The following is an 18,394-nucleotide window of genomic DNA, read 5'->3' on the forward strand; positions in this document are numbered from 1 at the left end:
CCGTGCCTGTGCTCTATGTCACGGGCCTTGGGCTAACAGGGTGTCGTCAATGCATTTTTCTCGTGCTAGACTTAGCGGGTCTCGCATTTAGGATCATCATGACGCGCTTATTCGGCCGTAACTCGGGGCCCACCCGCAGTATCTTCATCTTAATCACTCTGCTCGCCATGCTCGGGCAGGGCTTGATGACGTCTGCCTATGCGCTGACGCCCCACAGGATGAACATGGCCCCTGCTGCCATGAGCATGCCGGCAATGGCGGCCATGAGTCAGGCCCAGGTCATGGACTGCGATCCCGACAGCCGAGTCGCCGCGGATTGCTGCCGAGATGAGGCGCTGCAGGCGCAAACGAGCTGCGGCAACCAGGATACCTGCGACAGCGCCTGCCAGCATGACTGCAGTCATTGCCTCAGTTTCACCGTCACTGCCAGCCTGTTGCCCGGCCAATACTGGCATAGCTGCGCCACCTCGGCACCCGCCATCCCCACACCTTTGGCGCACTTTCACTCCATCCCCCAGACCCAAGCCTTCAAGCCGCCCATAGCCTAACACTGTCCCAGAATTTCTCACGAGCCGGCACCTATCCAGGCAAGCACTTGCATGCCGCCGGGCTCATGTTTCATGACTCAAATTCGGGTCAACAACGGAAGTGTATTTATGAACAACTTATTGAACCTGGGTCTCACCCTGGGATTCCTGTCACTGGCTCCGCTGACCGCGGCGGCCTCTGCCCAGCAGCATGACGCACACCAGGCACAGGAGGTGGGACATGCCCACCCTGGGCAGGTCTATGCCTGCCCCATGCACCCGCAGCAGACCAGCGACAGCCCGGGCAATTGTCCCATCTGCAACATGTCCCTGGTCGCCGTCGGCCCGGCCCCCGGGGAAGAAGCCGAGGAAGAAGAGGAAGAGGAAGTCCTGAGCGAAACTGCCCCGGCGGCCATGACGGGGCATGACCGGGGACAGGCGACGATAACCACGGCGGCGCAGATGTTCGGCAGCGCCAAACCCGCTTCCCTGGTGCAGGAAACAGGCATCAAGTACGTCTGTCCCATGCACGCCCATATCATCAGCGACACCCCTGGCACCTGCCCCATCTGTGGCATGACGCTGGAAAAGGTGGAAACCGGCGACAAGGGCCAGGAGATCAACATCCAGGTATCCGGCGACATGCAGCAGGCATTGGCACTCAAGGTCGCAGCAGTCGCGACAGATACCCTGTCGAAATTCGTGCAAACCGTTGGCCAGATAGACTATGACGAGAGCCAGATCAATCACCTGCATGCCAGGGTCACAGGCTGGATAGAGAAGCTGGCGATCACCTCGGTCGGGGATCACATAAGCAAGGGCCAGTTGTTGTACGAGATCTACTCGCCGGATCTGATCAATGCCCAGGACGACTACCTGCTGGCGCTGGATACCATGAATACCTCGGGCAGCGGTGACCGCTACTGGGACCTGGTGCGCAAGGCCAGCCTGAGGCTGGAACTGCTGGGCATGAATGAAGCCCAGATAGTGGCGCTGGCGCGCTCGGGCAAGGCCCAGTTCAGGGTGCCCTTCTATGCCAAGCAGGATGGTGTGGTCAAGGCGCTCAACATCCGCGACGGCATGTACATACAGCCCCAGACTGAGGTCATGTCCGTGGTGGACTTGTCCAAGGTATGGGTGATTGCCGACGTGTTTGAGAATGAGCAGAGCTGGCTGAAGATAGGCCAGGATGCGCTGGTCTCAGTGCCCGCCATGGACATCAAGGGGATCCGCGGCAAGATAGATTACATCTACCCGGAATTGGATCCCGTCACCCGCAGCCTGAGGGTCAGGGTGATACTGGATAATGGCAACACGGCACTCAGGCCCAAGACCCTGGCCAAGGTGTCCCTCTTCGGCGGCGCCAGCCAGGATGTGCTGGTGATCCCCCAGGAAGCCCTGATCCAGACAGGCAAGGAAAACCGGGTGATAGTCAAACAGGATGACACAAGTTTCGTCGCCAGAAGCGTCACAGTCGGCATGCTGAGCCAGGGAAAGGCGGAAATCGTCTCGGGGCTGGCGGCGGGGGAGCGGGTGGTGATCTCCGGCCAGTTCCTGCTGGACTCTGAGGCCAGTCTCAAGGGCAGTCTGATGCGCTTGAGCAGCGGCCACCAGCACTAGGAGCAGGGCATGTTGAAACATATTATCGAAGCCTCCATCAAACAGCGGCTGATGCTGCTGATAGTCGCGGTGATGCTCAGCCTGTGGGGCATAGGCGAGCTGCGCCGGACCCCTCTGGATGCCTTGCCGGATCTGTCGGACGTGCAGGTCATCATCAAGACCCAGTACCCGGGCCAGGCCCCCAAACTGGTCGAGGAACAGGTCACCTATCCACTGTCGACCGCCATGTTGGCGGTACCAGGCGCCAAGACGGTGCGGGGTTACTCCTTCTTCGGCGACTCCTATGTCTATGTGATTTTCGAGGATGGTACAGACATCTACTGGGCACGCTCACGGGTGCTCGAATACCTGAACCAGGTCGGCGGCCGCCTGCCGCCCGAGGTACAACCCTCACTCGGGCCGGATGCCTCGGGGGTAGGTTGGGTGTTCGAATATGCCTTGGTGGATCGCTCCGGCAACCTGGACCTCTCCCAGCTCAAGAGCCTGCAGGACTGGTATCTGAAGCTGGAACTGCAGAGCGTTGCCGGGGTCTCGGAAGTCGCCACAGTCGGCGGCATGGAACAGACCTACCAGATAGTCATAGAGCCGGACAAGATGGCCATCTATAAGCTGGACATAGCCGGCATCAAGCAGGCCATCACCAAAGCCAACGCCGAGGCCGGCGGCTCTGTGGTGGAGATGGCCGAAGCCGAATACATGGTGCGGGCCAAGGGCTATCGCCAAACCCTGGCGGACTTTCGCGAGATCCCCCTGGGTGTCACCAGCCCTTCGGGCACGCCCCTGCTGCTCAAAGATGTCGCCACGGTGCGCAAGGGCCCGGCCTCGCGCCGCGGTATAGCCGAACTCGACGGTGAAGGCGAAGTGGTCGGCGGCATCATAGTGATGCGCTACGGTGAAAACGCCCTGGCCACCATAGATGCGGTCAAGGCCAAGCTGGAGGAACTCAAGGCCGGCCTGCCCCAGGGGGTCGAGATCATCCCCACCTACGACAGATCCCGGCTGATCCTCGAGTCCGTCGATAACCTGGTCCACAAGGTCATAGAGGAGATGCTGGTCGTCGGCCTGGTATGCCTGTTATTCCTGTTGCACGCCCGCTCTACCCTGGTGGCTGTGATCACCCTGCCGCTGTCGATACTGATCGCCTTCATAGTGATGAACCGGCTGGGGGTCAACGCCAACATCATGAGCCTGGGCGGTATCGCCATCGCCATAGGGGCCGTGGTCGACGGCGCCATAGTCATGGTCGAAAACCTGCATAAGCACCTGGAACACTTCAACACCAGCCAGGGGCGCCAACCTACGACGGCCGAGCATTGGCATCTGGTCACCAAGGCATCGATCGAGGTGGGGCCGGCGTTGTTTTTCTCCCTGCTGATCATCACCTTAAGCTTCATGCCCGTGTTCAGCCTCGAGGCCCAGGAAGGCCGCCTATTCAGCCCATTGGCCTATACCAAGACCTTCACCATGGCGGCGGCGGCACTGCTCTCCATCACCCTGGTGCCCATCCTCATGGGCTACTTCATCCGCGGCAAGATCCCCTCCGAGCGCAGCAACCCCATCAGCCGGGTGCTGATCGGCCTCTATCGGCCACTGCTGGCTTGGGTGTTGAGCTTTCCCAAGCTGACCCTGGTGCTGGCGCTGTTGGCACTCGCCAGCGCCGCCTATCCGATCGGCAAGGTGGGCAGCGAGTTCATGCCGGCGCTGGAGGAGGGTGACCTGCTCTACATGCCCACGGCCCTGCCTGGGATCAGCGCCAGCAAGGCCGCCGAAGTGCTGCAACAGACGGACAGGCTAATCAAAACTGTGCCCGAGGTCGCGCGGGTGTTCGGCAAGGTGGGACGCGCCGAGACGGCCACGGATCCCGCGCCCCTGACCATGCTGGAAACCACCATAATGCTCAAGCCCCATGCCGAGTGGCGGGCGGGCATGACGCTGGAAGGCATCATCGCCGAGCTGCAACAGACGGTCAAAGTGCCCGGCCTGACCAACGCCTGGGTACAACCCATTAAGACCCGCATCGACATGCTCTCGACCGGGATCAAGACACCGGTCGGCGTCAAGATCACCGGGGCCGATATCCAGGAGTTGCAGGCCATAGGCACCCAGATAGAGGCCATCCTCAGCCGCCTGCCCAACACCAAGTCGGCCTATGCCGAACGGGTCGGCGGTGGCCGCTATCTGGACATCAGCCCCAAGCTGGATGTGGCCGCCCGCTATGGCATGACGCTGACGGATATCCAGGACATAGTCCGCTATGCCATAGGCGGCATGGAGATAGGCGAATCTGTGCAGGGAGCCGAGCGTTACCCCATCAACCTGCGCTATCCCAGGGAGCTGAGGGACAACATAGAGAAGCTGCGCGACCTGCCGGTGATCACCAAGACGGGCCACTACCTGCCCCTGGGCAACTTGGCCGAGATAGAGATCAGCGACGGAGCCCCCATGCTCAAGAGTGAGAATGGCCGGCTGATCTCCTGGGTATTCGTGGATATCCAGGGCACCTCCATAGGCGAGTATATAGACGGGGCCAAACAGGCCTTGAGCGCCGAGCTCAAAGTGCCGCCGCGCTACAGTTACAGCTTCGCCGGCCAGTACGAATACATGCAGAGGGTCGACGCCAAGCTCAAGCGGGTCATCCCCATGGCGCTTGGGGTGATCTTCATCCTCTTGATGCTGACATTCGGCTCTGGCCTGCAGGCCAGCATCATCATGCTGAGCCTGCCCTTCGCCCTGGTCGGCAGCACTTGGCTGCTGTACCTGCTGGACTTCAACCTGTCGGTGGCGGTTGCCGTGGGCATGATAGCCCTGGCCGGGGTCGCGGCCGAGTTTGGGGTAGTGATGCTGGTGTATCTGGATAACGCCATCAAACATAGGCAGGCCCAGGGACAATACCAGAATGTCGACGATCTCAAGGCGGCCCTGATGGAAGGCGCCGTGATGCGGATCCGTCCCAAGGCCATGACAGTGGCCACCATCTTCTTCGGCCTGCTGCCCATCATGTGGGGCAGCGGTGCCGGCAACGATGTGATGCAGAAGATAGCCGCCCCCATGGTCGGCGGCATGGTGACGGCGCCGATTCTCTCGCTGTTCGTGTTGCCCGCCATTTATCTGTTGATCTATAAGAGAAGACTGGCGTAAACAGGCCAAAACCAAAAAGCCCTGCGACTCGGTCGCAGGGCTTTTTTTTTTTGCCGCAGGCCTCAGGCCGCCAACAAGGCTATGATGGAAAACATGCCTCCCTGGGGATCGCTCACCACGGCGAATCGCCCTACCTCGGGGATATCTGTCGCCGGCACACAGACACTGCCGCCCAACTCAGTGATCTTGGCCAGCATGGCATCACAGTCGTTCACTGTGAAATACAGCATCCAATGGGGGGGCACCTGGCCCCAGCGCTCCGTCATCTCCATCATGCCGCCGACAGCCTGCTCGCCCACCAGCCACTCGGTATAATCGAAGTCGGCCATGGCAGATACCCTGCTATGCCAGCCGAACACCCGAGCATAGAAGTCCTTGGCCCCGGCGGGATCACGGCTGGCCAGCTCCACCCAGCAGAGGGTGCCATGCTCGCCCATGCGCTTGGCTCCTATGTGGTGGTGTGCCTGCCACACGGCAAAGACGGCCCCTTCGGGATCGCTGAACTGCGCCATGGTGCCGGCTTCGGCCACGGTATGGGGCCCCATTTTCAAGCTGCCGCCGGCGGCGCTGACCCTGGCGATACAGGCATCCAGATCATCGACGGCGAAATACAGGTTCCAGTGGGTGGGCAAGGCCGCCATGGCTTCCGGCAACTGATACATGGCGCCCAGATCGTCGCCCTCCAGGTTGAAGAGACAGAAGTCCCCCATGGTTGACGGCATGTCCGCCGTTTCCCAACCGAATAAGCGGCAATAGAAGTCTTTCGCCGCGGCCAAATCGTGGCAGGCGAGTTCTGCCCAGCAGGGCTGACCCTGGAGATAATGAGTGATTTTCATCTGCTTTATCCTTTACACATGACACAACAATCATTCAGTAAAGTCCCGATAATGCTTTATGTCCATGTACATAAACAAAAAACCGCCCCAGGGGGCGGTTTAAACTGTGACGCCGGCGCTTAGCCGAAGACGGGCAAGATGTCTGCCATGGCCAGCAGATGACAGGCGGCCGTCACCAGACCGAAGAGCATCACCAGCAAAATCAGCGGCGTGCCGCCCGCCACCCTGAAGCCGCCGCTCTCGGGGAAGAGTCGCCGCGCCTTATAGGCCATCAACGCCGGCACTATCACGGCCCAGATGGTCGCCGCCAGTGCCGCGAAGCCTATGGCTACCAGGAAGCCGTCGGGAAATAGCAGGCCCAGCACGGTCGGGGGCAGGAAGGTCACGGCCGCGGTCTTGAGCCGGCCCTGGCTCGAGTCATCGAAACCGAACAGATCCGCCAGATAATCGAACAGCCCCAGGGTGACCCCGAGGAAAGACGAGGCGACCGCCAGATTGGCGAACAGGGTCAGCATATTGTTGAGCCAATGGCTGCTGATCACCTCCGACAGGGCGGCGACCAGCACCCCCATGTTGCCGCCCTGGGCTATGACGTCGCCGAACTGGACCCGGCTGATATTGCCCATGGTCGCCACCAGCCAGCAGAGGTAGATGATCAGGGCGATGAAGGTGCCTATGCACAGCGCCTTGATGATGGTCGCCGGCTCCTTGCCATAATACTTCACCAGGCTGGGCACATTGCCATGATAGCCGAAGCTCGCCAGACCGAAGGGCAGCGCCGCCCACAGGTAGGGCGCATAACTGGCCTGGCCGTCGGGAATAAACAACTTGCTCGTGTCTATCTCGAGCAGCAGATTGCCGATCGCCAGGAAGAAGGTGATGATCATCCCCCCCAGCATGACAGTGGTGATCCTGTCGACCGCCCTGGTGCTGATCAGCACCACGGATGCCAGCAGCAGCGCAAAAATCAAGCCGGCGACGCTCTGGGGCAGGCTGATGCCTATCCCCTGCAGGCTATGGTTCACTATCGAGCTGCCACCGCTGATATAGGCATAGGTGAGTATGTAGAGCACGAAGGCGATCGACACCCCATTCACTATGCGCCAGAACTGGCCCAGGGTGACCCTGGTCAGGGTATCGAAGCTGGCACCCGGCTCGAAGTGCAGGTTGGTTTCGAGCAACAGGAGACCCGACATCAGCATGCAGAACCAGACACCCAGCAGCATGAGTATCGAGTAACCGAACCACATACCGGCGCCCACCACGGGCAGAGAGAACATGCCGGCGCCGACCGTGGTGCCGGCGATGATCATGGCGCCGCCGAGCAGCGACTTGCCATGGGGCTTATGCCTGGCGACATCCATGAAATTTGCCATCAGTTATGTTCCGCCATGACGCTGTCGACTATGGTCTGCCTGACCGAGGCACGCAACAGGCTGTTGGCGTGATCTCTGATACGTTCTATATCTGCCCTGTTGCCCTTGTCGGCGAGGTAGCCCAGATCCTTGAGCTTGACACTCAGGGTGCCATAGAGCTTCCTGTCGTAAAACTCAGGGGCCGTGATGCCATGCAAGGCACCCAGGCGCTGCGCCAGCAGGTGACTCCCGGATTCGAGCTCCGAGCGTTCCATATCGGGTTTGGCCGCCAGGAAATTGAAGATGATGGCATAGCGTTGCAATGTCTCACTGACGGTGCCGGCCAGCAGTTCAAGTTTACCTGCGTGTGGCTCGTTGACGCTGAAATGCGCCTCTTCCGTCACCAACTGTTCGGCGACAAACAGATCCAGCACCCGCTCCACATAGGCGTCGATATCTTCTATGCCCATGAACAGCTCGGCCTTCATCAGCGGATAGAAATCCGCCACTATGGCGTGGATCTGCCGACGGCTGCAGGTCTCGTAATGCAGCATGCAGCTGGCGATCAACGACGGCAGGATCAGCAGATGGATCACATTGTTGCGGTAATAGGTCATGGAGACGGCATCGGCCTCGGCGATGGAAATGATGTCACCGAGCGAGTCTGTCTCCAGGGTAAATTTATTCAGCTCCAGCCCCTGTTGCACCAGGGACTTGCCATCGCCTTCGGCCACCGAGGTATAGCTGGTGTATGGCACCTGTTTCAACAGGTTCAGATAGAGATCCAGCTGACGTTCCAGCTGGGTGCGCTCCAGGGCATTCTGTTCGGACGCCAACAGCACCAGGCTGGTCAGGGTCACCGAACTGGCCGCCGCCGCGCCATTGATATGGGTCATCACCCTGTTGGCCAGGGTATTGACCGCCGGCGTCAGCCAGCTGGGCTTCTGCTCGGGATCTTCTGCCAACTCGCTGCGCCAATCCGGCGCCATCTCGTTGAGGAAGGACTGGAGGGTGATGGGGGCGCCGAAGTTGACATAACCCTGGCCGAAGTTGCCCAGCTTGCGTATGGCACCGAACACCTGCCAGACAGATTCTTTCTGCTTCTTCTTGCCGCTCAGTTCCTTGTGATAGGTGGCGACCTCCATCACATGGTCATAACCCAGGTACACAGGCACCAGGGTCACAGGCCTCTCTATGCCGCGCAGCACACTGTTCATCGTCATCGCCAGCATGCCCGTCTTGGGGGCCAAGAGGCGGCCGGTACGCGAGCGCCCCCCCTCGGTGAAGTACTCCACCGAATAGCCCTTGGCAAACAGCTGATCCAGATATTCGCGGAACACTGCGGTATAGAGCTTGTTGCCGTTGAAGCTGCGGCGGATGAAGAAGGCACCGCCACGGCGGAACATGGGGCCTGCGGGCCAGAAATTGAGGTTGATCCCAGCGGCTATGTGCGGCGGCACCATGCCCTGGTAATAGAGGATATAGGACAGCAACAGGTAATCCATGTGGCTGCGGTGGCAAGGCACATAGACTATCTCGTGGCCGTCGTGGTGCAGCTGGCGTACCTGCTCGGCGCCCTTGATATTGATGCCACTGTACAGCTTATTCCACAGCCAGGTGAGGAAACGCTCGGCGATACGCACCAGGCTATCCGAATAGTTGGCGGCGATCTCGTCCAGGTAGGCTATCGCTGTCTCACGGGCCTTGGTCTCGGAGATCTTCTTGTTGGCCGCCTCTTCCTGAATCGCCTTCTTCAGCGACTCGGATTTCAGCAAGGCGTGAAACAAGGCCTGGCGATTGGGCAGCTGTGGCCCCGTCATCACCTTGCGCTGGCGGCTGAAGTGCACCCTGGCGACCCGCGCCAGCTTATGGGCTATGCCCATGTCAGTGCCGTGTTCGTCCGTCATATACCTCAGGGATACGGCACTGGAGAATTGCACGAAGTTATGGCGCCCGAGGAAGAGGATCATCAGGCACTTGCGCAGCCAGGTGGGGTTTTCCCGCTCCAGCACAGCCGCCCGCATGCTGTCATCTTCCTTGCCCGGGGTCCGGCCCCAGTAGAGGCTCACAGGCACCAGCTGGATGTCCAGCGTCGCATCCTGTTTATGGGCGGCCAACAGGAGCCTGAAACTCTCGAGAAAACCCTCATGATTGCGGCGCTGGCCAAACATGGGCTTGCCCCCCTGCAGGCATACCACCCTGGGAACCCGGCCATCGGCGAGCACCAGCTCTTCATAGGGGCTCGGCAGTCCCAACTTGGCGGTGACGTCATTCAGGGCCGCTATGTCGCTGACGGATTCAGTCTTCATCACATAGACGAGCGGTCTGCCCGGGTCCAGATTGAGATCGGCGAAGGGATCCTGTGGCACAACGATAGTGTGCACCAGCTGTTTCTGGATCCAACGCAAGGATTTAAACCACAGAGAGTCTTGTTTTGGCATTCTTCTTTTGCAATATGAGTCACGTCAAACGGACAGATAGAATACCAGACTCTGGCCAGTATTCACTAATAGTCGGCTAAGCCCATAAAAAATGGTTAATACTTGCACTGCAAATAATACTGTATATACTAACAGTAACTGTATAGAAAAACAGGAATGACCATGAGACCCTTGACGCCACGCCAAGCCGAAATTCTAGAGCTGATCAAACGCAACATCGCCGACACAGGCATGCCGCCTACCCGGGCCGAGATTGCCACCCGTCTGGGATTCAAGAGCGCCAATGCCGCCGAGGAACATCTCAAGGCCCTGGCGAAGAAAGGCTGTATCGAAATCATGCCGGGCACTTCCCGCGGTATCCGCCTGCCCCACGAAGAAGAGGCCCAGGAAGCCGGCTTGCCGCTGATAGGCCAGGTCGCCGCCGGTGAGCCGATTCTGGCCCAGGAACATGTGGAACAGTACTACCAGGTCGATCCCGCCATGTTTCATCCCGCCGCCGACTTTCTGCTCAGGGTCCGGGGTGACAGCATGAAGAATATCGGCATACTCGAGGGCGATCTGCTCGCTGTGCATAAGATGCAGCAGGCCCGCAACGGCCAGGTGATAGTCGCCAGGGTCGAAGACGATGTGACTGTTAAACGCTTCGAGAAGAAAGGCAATCTGGTTTATTTACACGCGGAAAACGATGACTACTCCCCCATCAAGGTGGATCTCAGTTGCCAGAGCCTGACCATAGAAGGTCTCGCCGTCGGCGTAATACGTAATGGAGACTGGCTATGAAACATTTGCTGGGCAATGCGCCGCGCCACCCTGGACTCTGGCTGGATCTCGACAGCCATGTGCAGGACAGCCAACATAGAGACATCACCACCATGCCGACCCGGACCCAGGGGCGCACCGAGCTGCAACAGCTCAGTGCCCAACTGGCACAACTGAGCCAGCAGGGCCGCTGGATAGTGCTGATCAGCCCACCCAATGCCATAGGCTACAAGCAATTGCTGGCCAAGGCCGGGGTGCGCATGGACAGGGTATTGCTGGTGCATGCCAAGGATGAAGTGGAAGTGCTGTGGGCGATGGAAAGAGCCCTCACCAGCGGCACCTCCAGCGCAGTGATCTCCTGGACCCAGTCCCTCGACGCCAGAGATATTCGCCGCCTGCAACTGGTCGCCAAGAGTGCCAGAGCCATGGGCATAGTCCTCGAAGAGGTAAATGTTCACTTACAGGGAGAAGCCTTGTTTGACAATCACGAAGCGTTCCAGCAACACCAATTATTCGGCCCCATACATTGACCCCATCCTGGGCCAGCCTATCTCCAAAGCCTCATCGCACGCCATGAGGCTTTTTTTTTCAGCAATTTTTTCAGTCAATTAGAAAGCAGAGCGAGCTTGATCAATAACTGAACAGCAAGTAATGTAGGACAAGGTAACGTGCATTCAAGCGTTATCACCTGGCTCCATGCCAGGCATAGCCAGACGATTGAGTCATGGCCTAAGGGATGGATATATTCAGTCGTAGGTGCAAGCGTGGTTAATACCGGCAGTAACGATACATAGACCAAGAGTAAAAACCGCCAACGCACTTTGAAGTCATCAACGCTTTTTTGGGAACCGAAGAGTTTACATAGAGCTGAGACTTACTGTGTGACTCTTCTTTGTAGTTGCGTTTCGCAATTGGCAGAGGAGAAGTCTTGTGAAGCAATGGTTGTATTGTGCCTTGGTGCTGGTATTCGCACCTCATCTAGCGGCGGCAGAAATGCCCCTGAACATGACTCAGGGGGTGACAGAAATCAGTGGCAAGGTGTATGACTTGCACATGACCATTCTGTATATCTGCTGTGCCATCGGCGTGGTCGTCTTCGGTGTAATGATTTATGCCATGATAAACCACAGGAAATCCAAGGGCGCAGTTGCCGCCAACTTCCACGAAAGCACCAAGGTCGAGATAGCCTGGACCATACTGCCTTTCATCATCTTAATTCTCATGGCCATCCCAGCGACCAAGACACTGGTCGCCATGGAAGACACCCATGACGCCGAACTCACGGTCAAGATCACAGGTTCCCAATGGAAGTGGCATTACAGCTACTTCGATCAGGACATAGACTTCTACAGCAACCTGGCCACCCCCATGTCCCAGATAGAGGGCAACGAGGCCAAAGGGGAAAACTATCTGCTCGAAGTGGATAAACCCCTGGTGCTGCCGACCCACAGGAAAATACGTTTCCTGATGACCTCAGACGATGTGATCCACTCCTGGTGGCTGCCGGCCTTCGCCATCAAGAAGGACGCCAACCCAGGGTTCATCAACGAAACCTGGGCGCGGATCGACAAGGAAGGCATTTACCGCGGCCAATGCGCCGAGCTATGCGGCAAGGGACATGGCTTCATGCCGATAGTGGTCCAGGCCGTGTCGGCGGCCGAGTTCGATACCTGGGTCAGTTCACAGCGGGCCGCGGCCGATGCGGCGGCGGCCGAAGCCGAGGCGGCATTGACACAAAACCTGAGTCTGGACGAACTCATGGCCCAGGGGGAACAGGTCTATATGAGCCACTGTGCCGCCTGTCACCAGCCCAATGGCATGGGACTGCCGGGCATATTCCCCTCACTCAAGGGCAGCGCCGTTGCCACAGGCCCCATAGCCAACCACCTGGAAACTGTCATCAATGGCAGGCCCGGCACGGCCATGCAGGCCTTCGGCAAGCAATTGACGGCCCAGGAACTCGCCGCCGTTGTCACCTTCGAGCGTAATGCCTGGGATAACAATACCGGCGATACGGTGCAAGCGGCCGATGTCGATAACCACGGAAAGTAAGGGAAAGGCATGAATACTTTGACCCGAGAACTCAACTCTGTCGCCGAGCCTGTCGATCAGACTCAGTTGCATGAGGAAGACCATCACCACCAGGCGCCCAAGGGCATCTGGCGTTGGTTGTTGACCACCAACCACAAGGACATAGGCACCCTCTATCTGTGGTTCAGCTTCATCATGTTCCTCACCGGCGGCACCATGGCCATGGTGATCCGCGCCGAATTGTTTCAGCCTGGATTGCAATTGCTCGAGCCCAATTTCTTCAATCAGATGACCACAGTCCATGGCCTGGTCATGGTGTTCGGTGCAGTGATGCCGGCCTTCACCGGCCTGGCCAACTGGCTGATCCCCATGATGATAGGCGCACCCGACATGGCCCTGCCCAGGATGAATAACTGGAGCTTCTGGATCTTGCCGTTCGCCTTCACCATCTTGCTCAGCTCGCTGTTCATGGAGGGCGGTGGCCCCAACTTCGGCTGGACCTTCTACGCCCCGCTGTCGACCAGCTTCAGCCCGGACAGCACGGCGCTGTTCGTCTTCTCCATCCACATCATGGGCATAAGTTCGATCATGGGGGCGATCAACGTGATAGTCACCATAGTCAACCTGCGCGCCCCAGGGATGAACTGGATGAAGCTGCCGCTGTTCGTCTGGACCTGGCTCATCACCGCCTTCCTGTTGATCGCCGTGATGCCTGTGCTCGCCGGGGCGGTGACCATGGTGCTGACGGATAAGTTCTTCGGTACCAGCTTCTTCGAGGCGGCCGGCGGCGGCGATCCCGTGATGTTCCAGCATATCTTCTGGTTCTTCGGTCACCCCGAAGTCTACATAATGATCTTGCCCTCCTTCGGCATCATCTCGGCGATAGTGCCCACCTTCAGCCGCAAGAAGCTCTTCGGTTACTCTTCCATGGTATACGCCACCGCCAGTATCGCGATCCTCTCCTTCCTGGTCTGGGCCCATCACATGTTTACCACAGGCATGCCCGTGTTTGCCGAGCTCTTCTTCATGTATTGCACCATGTTGATCGCCGTGCCGACCGGGGTGAAGGTCTTCAACTGGGTGACCACCATGTGGCGGGGATCCATCTCCTTCGAGACCCCCATGCTGTTTGCCGTGGCCTTCATCATACTCTTCACCATAGGCGGCTTCTCCGGGCTGATGCTGGCCATCACACCGGCTGACTTCCAGTACCACGACACCTACTTCGTGGTGGCCCATTTCCATTATGTGCTGGTGACCGGGGCCATCTTCTCCATCATGGCCGCGGCCTACTACTGGCTGCCCAAGTGGACGGGGCACATGTACGACGAGCGCCTGGGCAGGATACATTTCTGGTGTTCGGTGATTTCGGTCAACGTGCTCTTCTTCCCCATGCATTTCCTGGGCTTGGCCGGTATGCCGAGGCGTATTCCCGACTACGCCATCCAGTTTGCCGATGTGAACCAGATAGTCTCCATAGGTGGCTTCGCCTTCGGCCTATCCCAGCTGATCTTCCTGGCCGTGGTGCTCAAGTGCATTCGCGGCGGAGAGAAGGCGCCGGCCAAGCCATGGGAAGGTGCCGATGGACTGGAGTGGACCCTGCCGAGTCCGGCACCCTATCACTCCTTCAGCACACCGCCCGAGATCAAGTAGATGGTGAGCCAGGCCAAGTCGCATCGCAAGCTCATAGTCCTGTTGGTCATAGGCAGTGTCGGCATGTTCGGCTTCGGCTTCGCCCTGGTGCCCCTCTATAACGTGTTATGCGACAAGCTGGGGATCAACGGCAAGACGCAGAACACGGCCAGCAGCTATCAGGCCATGACCATAGATGCAGACAGGACGGTCACAGTGGAGTTTATCGCCCAGGTACAGACGGGCATGCCATGGGCGTTCGCGCCCAGGCTCAAGCGCCTCAAGGTGCATCCTGGGGAGCTCACCCGCACCGCATTCCTGGCCAGCAATCACGCCGACAGGCGTATCGTCGGCCAGGCAGTGCCTTCGATCTCCCCTGGGCAAGGGGCCGCTTATTTCCACAAGACGGAATGTTTCTGTTTCAATCAACAGCCGCTGGCGGCGAAAGCCGACGCAGAGTTACCCCTGATTTTCTATGTGGACCCGGACTTACCCGAGTCCATACATACATTGACCCTCTCTTATACCCTCTATGACATCACAGACAAGCAAGCGAGTGACGCCCTGGAGCAAGGAGCAGCAAAATGACGACTAAGCACGAACCTTATTATGTCCCCAACCAAAGCGCCTGGCCCATCATAGGTGCCCTGGGCTTATTCCTCATCGCCTTCGGCGCGGGGAACTATGTCCAGCAACTGCGTACCGAAGCCAGCAGCGGCGGTTATATCCTCTTGGCGGGGATCGCGGTGATCATCTTCATGGTCTGCGGTTGGTTCAGGACAGTGATTTCCGAATCCATGGCCGGACTCTATTCGAGCCAGATGGACAGATCCTTCCGGCAAGGCATGAGTTGGTTCATCTTCTCGGAAATCATGTTCTTCGGCGCCTTCTTCGGTGCCCTGTTCTACGCCCGCATGATCTCCGTGCCCTGGCTCGGGGGAGCCTCCAACAACGCCATGACCCACGAAGTGCTCTGGCCCGGTTTCCAGGCCGTCTGGCCCTTGCTGACCACCCCGGATGGCACCCAGACCCAGGCCATGGGCTGGGGAGGCTTGCCGCTGATCAACACCATCATACTCCTGACCTCCTCAGTGACCCTGCACCTGGCCCATGTCAGCCTGGACAAGAATAAGCGCACGGCGCTGACCCTTTGGCTGGGGTTAACCATAGTGTTCGGCATCAGCTTCCTGAGCTTGCAGGCCAAAGAGTATCTGCATGCCTATCACGAGATGGGGCTGACGCTGACATCAGGTGTCTATGGCAACACCTTCTTCCTGCTGACCGGCTTTCATGGCATGCACGTGACCCTGGGCACTGTCTTCCTGACAGTGCTGTTTTTCCGGGTGCTCAAGGGGCATTTCAGCCCGGAGAAGAGCTTCGCCTTCCAGGCGGGCAGCTGGTATTGGCATTTCGTCGACGTGGTCTGGTTATGCCTGTTTATTTTCGTGTACCTGCTCTAGGCGTCTCAGTAGGGCCTGGGGTTCGGGCTGATGAGACCCGAACCCAGGGCGAGCAACAGCATGAGCACCAAGAGCACGGAGAAAAGCACCCTCAGTCCCAGATAATGGCTCATGGGGCGGCGCTGTTCTCCCTTTATCAACGCAAACAAGGCCAGGCCCAAGTTAAAGATAATGAACCCGAGCAGCAGCACTAAAACCACTTTGAAGACAAATAGGGTATTCACGGATATTCCTCGGAAATTACCGGGTAATTTCAGCTGGTTGATAGTGTTAATCACTGTGAGTCTGTTTGTGCTGCTGGTCAAGTTAGGTTTTTGGCAACTGGCGCGGGCCGAGGAAAAAGATCTGCTGCAACAACAGCTGCTCACCAGGCAGGCCGCCGCGCCACTGGACTATCGGACACTGATCTCCGGGGCCGAGCCAGACCCGACCGGCTATCGCCTCAGGGTGACAGCCGGCCCGGCACTGGCACATGTGTTCCTGCTCGACAACCAGGTCTATCTGGGCAAGGTGGGTTATCTGGCGTATCAGGCGATGGAAGTCGAGCCGGGCTTGCCCTGGCTGCTGCTGGAGCTGGGATTCGTCGAAGCCGGGCCGCGGCGCGACGAGTTACCCAGGCTCACTCCCTTGCGGGGCCGGCTGACGCTGGCGGGCAGGCTATACAGGAAACAGGCAAACCCCATGAGCCGGGCCCTGATGGCGGAAAGCGGCTGGCCCATGCGTTTGCAGAACCTGAATTTACCCGAGTTGGCTCAGTTGCTGAACCATGAACTGGCGCCGGCCGTGCTGCAACCCGAGTCATTACCCGGGCTGACGCTCCCCCATCCATGGCAGCCGATCCCCATGTCGGCGCAGAAGCACAGGGGCTATGCCATGCAATGGTTTTCCATGGCGGCGGCGCTGGCATGCCTGGGGTTATGGCTAATAATACGCATTAAAAAACAAAGGCATGGTTCATGATTGGCGATAAAAAAGCCATTGCCATGCCCCCTGAGTCGGAGTAGGTTAGAACTGACTTTCCCACAGTTGTGGGAGGTCGCAACCTCAACATGAGAGGAGCAGGAATGAACTCCCAGACCCAAAGCGGCAACCGCAGCAAAACCATGCTGGTCCTCCTATTCTCGGCATTCATACTGCCGGTAGCGATAGCCAAACTTGTGCTCGGCATGGGGCTATATCAGGGGGGCGCCACCAACCAGGGAGAACTCCTCTCTCCCCCCCTCGACTATGCCAAGCTGGCGATGACCAATCCACTGCCCCATAGCTGGCAAATCCTCTACCTGCTGCCGGCCCATTGCGATCAGGCTTGCAGCGACAGGCTCTACATACTGCACCAGAGCCATATCGCCCTGGGACGGGATCGGGACAGGGTCGAGCCCCTCATCATGACCCGGGCAGACAGCGATCTGGCGGCGCTCGCAGGCCAGGACTTCATCACGGCCGAGGCCAGCGATGAGCTGGCGGCCATGCTGGCGCAGCGGCTAATCATAGTCGATCCCCTCGGCAGCCTGGTGATGGGTTACCCGGCTGTCACCGGCCGGGAAGCCCATTTGGCCCAGGGCAAGGCCCTGCTCAAAGATCTGCATAAGTTGCTGAAACTGTCGAGGGTAGGCTGATGAAATTGACCTGGTTGCTCCGACTCACCCTGGTCTTTAGCCTCATGGTGATCCTCATGGGGGCCTACACCCGGCTCTCGGATGCCGGCCTGGGCTGTCCGGATTGGCCCGGCTGCTACGGTCATATCAAGGTGCCGACCCAGAGCCATGAAATCGCCAGGGCCCAAGACAATTTCCCCCACCTGGAGATAGAGCCAGCCAAGGCATGGCTGGAGATGATCCACAGGTATATCGCCGGCACCCTGGGGCTGCTGGTGCTGTCGATCTTGGTGTTATGCCTGAGATCCGGGGAAACGCCCAAGAAGCTGCCGCTGTTTATCGCCGTGCTCATAGTGTTGCAGGCGGCGCTCGGCATGTGGACAGTGACCATGAAGCTGATGCCCCTGGTCGTCATGTCCCATTTGCTGGGCGGCTTCACCCTGATCTCCCTCCTGTTGCTCTTGTACCTGCGCACCCATCCCTTGCCGCGAATACGAGTGTCCCGCGGCGCCCGCACCCTGGCGGCTGTGGGACTGGCGGCCTTGATAGGCCAGATAGTCCTGGGGGGCTGGACCTCATCCAATTATGCGGCGCTGGCCTGCACCGCCCTGCCCGTGTGCGAGGGCGACTGGCTGGCCAATCTGCAATGGGCCCGGGCCTTCTCGCCATTCCAGGGTAGCCATCCCAGCTTCGAGTTCGGGGTGTTGGATTATGCCAGCCGTATGACTATCCATGTCAGCCATAGATTCGGCGCCCTGATCACCGGCGCCATCTTGCTGTCTCTTGGCGTCACGCTCCTGGCCGGCGACCAACCCGCCTGGCTGCGCCGCAGCGGCGCCCTGTTGATCTGCCTGCTGTTATTACAGATAGGCCTGGGCATCAGCAACGTGGTATTGCATTTGCCGCTGGGCATTGCCGTTTCCCACAATGGCGGGGCCGCACTGCTGCTGCTCACCATGGTATTTATCAATTACGCCCTCTGGCGCAAAGCATAAGCGAG

The 18,394-nt window shown here is 58.9% G+C and carries 15 protein-coding genes and 1 pseudogene; 12 read left to right on the forward strand and 4 right to left on the reverse strand.

The features are described from left to right. Positions 1–98: 98 nt before the first annotated feature. The 3 genes from LZP73_RS07640 (at position 99) to LZP73_RS07650 (ending at position 5,285) form a co-directional block, all read left to right on the forward strand. The gene (locus LZP73_RS07640; protein WP_234233919.1) at positions 99–548 is read left to right on the forward strand and encodes a hypothetical protein; all 450 of its coding nucleotides are present in this window, start codon (positions 99–101) and stop codon (positions 546–548) included. 108 nt (positions 549–656) lie between these two features. Next, positions 657–2,147 (forward strand): efflux RND transporter periplasmic adaptor subunit, encoded by a 1,491-nt coding sequence (locus tag LZP73_RS07645; RefSeq protein WP_234233921.1) that lies wholly within the window; start codon positions 657–659, stop codon positions 2,145–2,147. A 9-nt stretch (positions 2,148–2,156) separates the two neighbouring features. Beyond that, entirely contained in the window at positions 2,157–5,285 is a 3,129-nt protein-coding gene (locus tag LZP73_RS07650; protein ID WP_234233923.1) for an efflux RND transporter permease subunit, read from the forward strand. A 62-nt stretch (positions 5,286–5,347) separates the two neighbouring features. Here LZP73_RS07650 and LZP73_RS07655 read toward each other — a convergent pair whose 3' ends face one another. The 3 genes from LZP73_RS07655 to plsB all read right to left on the reverse strand — a co-directional run bounded on the left by LZP73_RS07655 (position 5,348) and on the right by plsB (position 9,917). After that, positions 5,348–6,121 carry a VOC family protein gene (locus tag LZP73_RS07655; RefSeq protein WP_234233925.1) on the reverse strand — a complete coding sequence of 258 codons (774 nt, stop codon included), beginning with the start codon at positions 6,119–6,121 and terminating at the stop codon, positions 5,348–5,350. A gap of 119 nt (positions 6,122–6,240) precedes the next feature. After that, positions 6,241–7,497 carry a tryptophan permease gene (gene mtr / locus LZP73_RS07660; protein WP_234233926.1) on the reverse strand — a complete coding sequence of 419 codons (1,257 nt, stop codon included), beginning with the start codon at positions 7,495–7,497 and terminating at the stop codon, positions 6,241–6,243. Further along, positions 7,497–9,917: a glycerol-3-phosphate 1-O-acyltransferase PlsB gene (gene plsB, locus LZP73_RS07665; RefSeq protein ID WP_234233928.1), complete on the reverse strand. Its 2,421-nt coding sequence runs from the start codon at positions 9,915–9,917 to the stop codon at positions 7,497–7,499. The genes mtr and plsB overlap by 1 nt, the downstream gene beginning before the upstream one ends. A gap of 162 nt (positions 9,918–10,079) precedes the next feature. On the opposite strand from plsB, the gene lexA reads away from it, so the two are divergent. The 6 genes and pseudogenes from lexA to LZP73_RS07695 all read left to right on the forward strand — a co-directional run bounded on the left by lexA (position 10,080) and on the right by LZP73_RS07695 (position 15,799). Further along, a complete protein-coding gene (gene lexA / locus LZP73_RS07670; protein WP_234233930.1) occupies positions 10,080–10,697 on the forward strand; it encodes a transcriptional repressor LexA in 618 nt (205 codons plus the stop codon). After that, positions 10,694–11,206, forward strand: coding sequence for a cell division inhibitor SulA (locus LZP73_RS07675; RefSeq protein WP_234233933.1), 513 nt, complete (start codon positions 10,694–10,696; stop codon positions 11,204–11,206). Before lexA ends, LZP73_RS07675 begins: the two co-directional genes overlap by 4 nt. A 400-nt stretch (positions 11,207–11,606) precedes the next feature. Beyond that, positions 11,607–12,719 (forward strand): annotated as a pseudogene (gene coxB / locus LZP73_RS07680) (cytochrome c oxidase subunit II); the annotation flags it as partial. 18 nt (positions 12,720–12,737) lie between these two features. After that, complete coding sequence (ctaD, locus tag LZP73_RS07685; protein WP_234233934.1) at positions 12,738–14,360, forward strand: cytochrome c oxidase subunit I; 1,623 nt, start codon at positions 12,738–12,740, stop codon at positions 14,358–14,360. Next, positions 14,361–14,927 (forward strand): cytochrome c oxidase assembly protein, encoded by a 567-nt coding sequence (locus LZP73_RS07690; protein WP_234233936.1) that lies wholly within the window; start codon positions 14,361–14,363, stop codon positions 14,925–14,927. Beyond that, positions 14,924–15,799 (forward strand): cytochrome c oxidase subunit 3, encoded by an 876-nt coding sequence (locus LZP73_RS07695; protein ID WP_234233938.1) that lies wholly within the window; start codon positions 14,924–14,926, stop codon positions 15,797–15,799. Before LZP73_RS07690 ends, LZP73_RS07695 begins: the two co-directional genes overlap by 4 nt. A 5-nt stretch (positions 15,800–15,804) precedes the next feature. Here the strand turns inward: LZP73_RS07695 and LZP73_RS07700 are convergent, their stop codons facing one another. Then, positions 15,805–16,023, reverse strand: a complete 219-nt coding sequence (locus LZP73_RS07700; protein ID WP_234233939.1) for a DUF2909 family protein — start codon at positions 16,021–16,023, stop codon at positions 15,805–15,807. On the opposite strand from LZP73_RS07700, the gene LZP73_RS07705 reads away from it, so the two are divergent. The 3 genes from LZP73_RS07705 to LZP73_RS07715 all read left to right on the forward strand — a co-directional run bounded on the left by LZP73_RS07705 (position 15,971) and on the right by LZP73_RS07715 (position 18,389). Then, complete coding sequence (locus LZP73_RS07705) at positions 15,971–16,759, forward strand: SURF1 family protein (RefSeq protein ID WP_442800719.1); 789 nt, start codon at positions 15,971–15,973, stop codon at positions 16,757–16,759. The two genes, LZP73_RS07700 and LZP73_RS07705, sit on opposite strands and share 53 nt — an antisense overlap. 104 nt (positions 16,760–16,863) lie before the next feature. After that, on the forward strand, positions 16,864–17,415 hold the full coding sequence (locus tag LZP73_RS07710) for a hypothetical protein (protein ID WP_234233940.1): 552 nt from the start codon (positions 16,864–16,866) through the stop codon (positions 17,413–17,415). Continuing rightward, the gene (locus LZP73_RS07715; protein WP_234233941.1) at positions 17,415–18,389 is read left to right on the forward strand and encodes a COX15/CtaA family protein; all 975 of its coding nucleotides are present in this window, start codon (positions 17,415–17,417) and stop codon (positions 18,387–18,389) included. The genes LZP73_RS07710 and LZP73_RS07715 overlap by 1 nt, the downstream gene beginning before the upstream one ends. The last annotated feature ends 5 nt before the right edge of the window (positions 18,390–18,394 follow it).

The sequence above is a fragment of the Shewanella sp. AS16 genome (assembly GCF_021412365.1).
Lineage (GTDB): Bacteria > Pseudomonadota > Gammaproteobacteria > Enterobacterales > Shewanellaceae > Shewanella > Shewanella salipaludis.

What these genes read in the sequence shown, in the direction of transcription:
- LZP73_RS07640 (WP_234233919.1), top strand. Translation starts at nt 99, where the DNA reads ATGACGCGCTTATTCGGCCGTAACTCGGGGCCCACCCGCAGTATCTTC.
- LZP73_RS07645 (WP_234233921.1), top strand. Translation starts at nt 657, where the DNA reads ATGAACAACTTATTGAACCTGGGTCTCACCCTGGGATTCCTGTCACTG.
- LZP73_RS07650 (WP_234233923.1), top strand. Translation starts at nt 2,157, where the DNA reads ATGTTGAAACATATTATCGAAGCCTCCATCAAACAGCGGCTGATGCTG.
- LZP73_RS07655 (WP_234233925.1), bottom strand. Translation starts at nt 6,121, where the DNA reads ATGAAAATCACTCATTATCTCCAGGGTCAGCCCTGCTGGGCAGAACTC.
- mtr (WP_234233926.1), bottom strand. Translation starts at nt 7,497, where the DNA reads ATGGCAAATTTCATGGATGTCGCCAGGCATAAGCCCCATGGCAAGTCG.
- plsB (WP_234233928.1), bottom strand. Translation starts at nt 9,917, where the DNA reads ATGCCAAAACAAGACTCTCTGTGGTTTAAATCCTTGCGTTGGATCCAG.
- lexA (WP_234233930.1), top strand. Translation starts at nt 10,080, where the DNA reads ATGAGACCCTTGACGCCACGCCAAGCCGAAATTCTAGAGCTGATCAAA.
- LZP73_RS07675 (WP_234233933.1), top strand. Translation starts at nt 10,694, where the DNA reads ATGAAACATTTGCTGGGCAATGCGCCGCGCCACCCTGGACTCTGGCTG.
- ctaD (WP_234233934.1), top strand. Translation starts at nt 12,738, where the DNA reads ATGAATACTTTGACCCGAGAACTCAACTCTGTCGCCGAGCCTGTCGAT.
- LZP73_RS07690 (WP_234233936.1), top strand. Translation starts at nt 14,361, where the DNA reads ATGGTGAGCCAGGCCAAGTCGCATCGCAAGCTCATAGTCCTGTTGGTC.
- LZP73_RS07695 (WP_234233938.1), top strand. Translation starts at nt 14,924, where the DNA reads ATGACGACTAAGCACGAACCTTATTATGTCCCCAACCAAAGCGCCTGG.
- LZP73_RS07705 (WP_442800719.1), top strand. Translation starts at nt 15,971, where the DNA reads ATGAACCCGAGCAGCAGCACTAAAACCACTTTGAAGACAAATAGGGTA.
- LZP73_RS07710 (WP_234233940.1), top strand. Translation starts at nt 16,864, where the DNA reads ATGAACTCCCAGACCCAAAGCGGCAACCGCAGCAAAACCATGCTGGTC.
- LZP73_RS07715 (WP_234233941.1), top strand. Translation starts at nt 17,415, where the DNA reads ATGAAATTGACCTGGTTGCTCCGACTCACCCTGGTCTTTAGCCTCATG.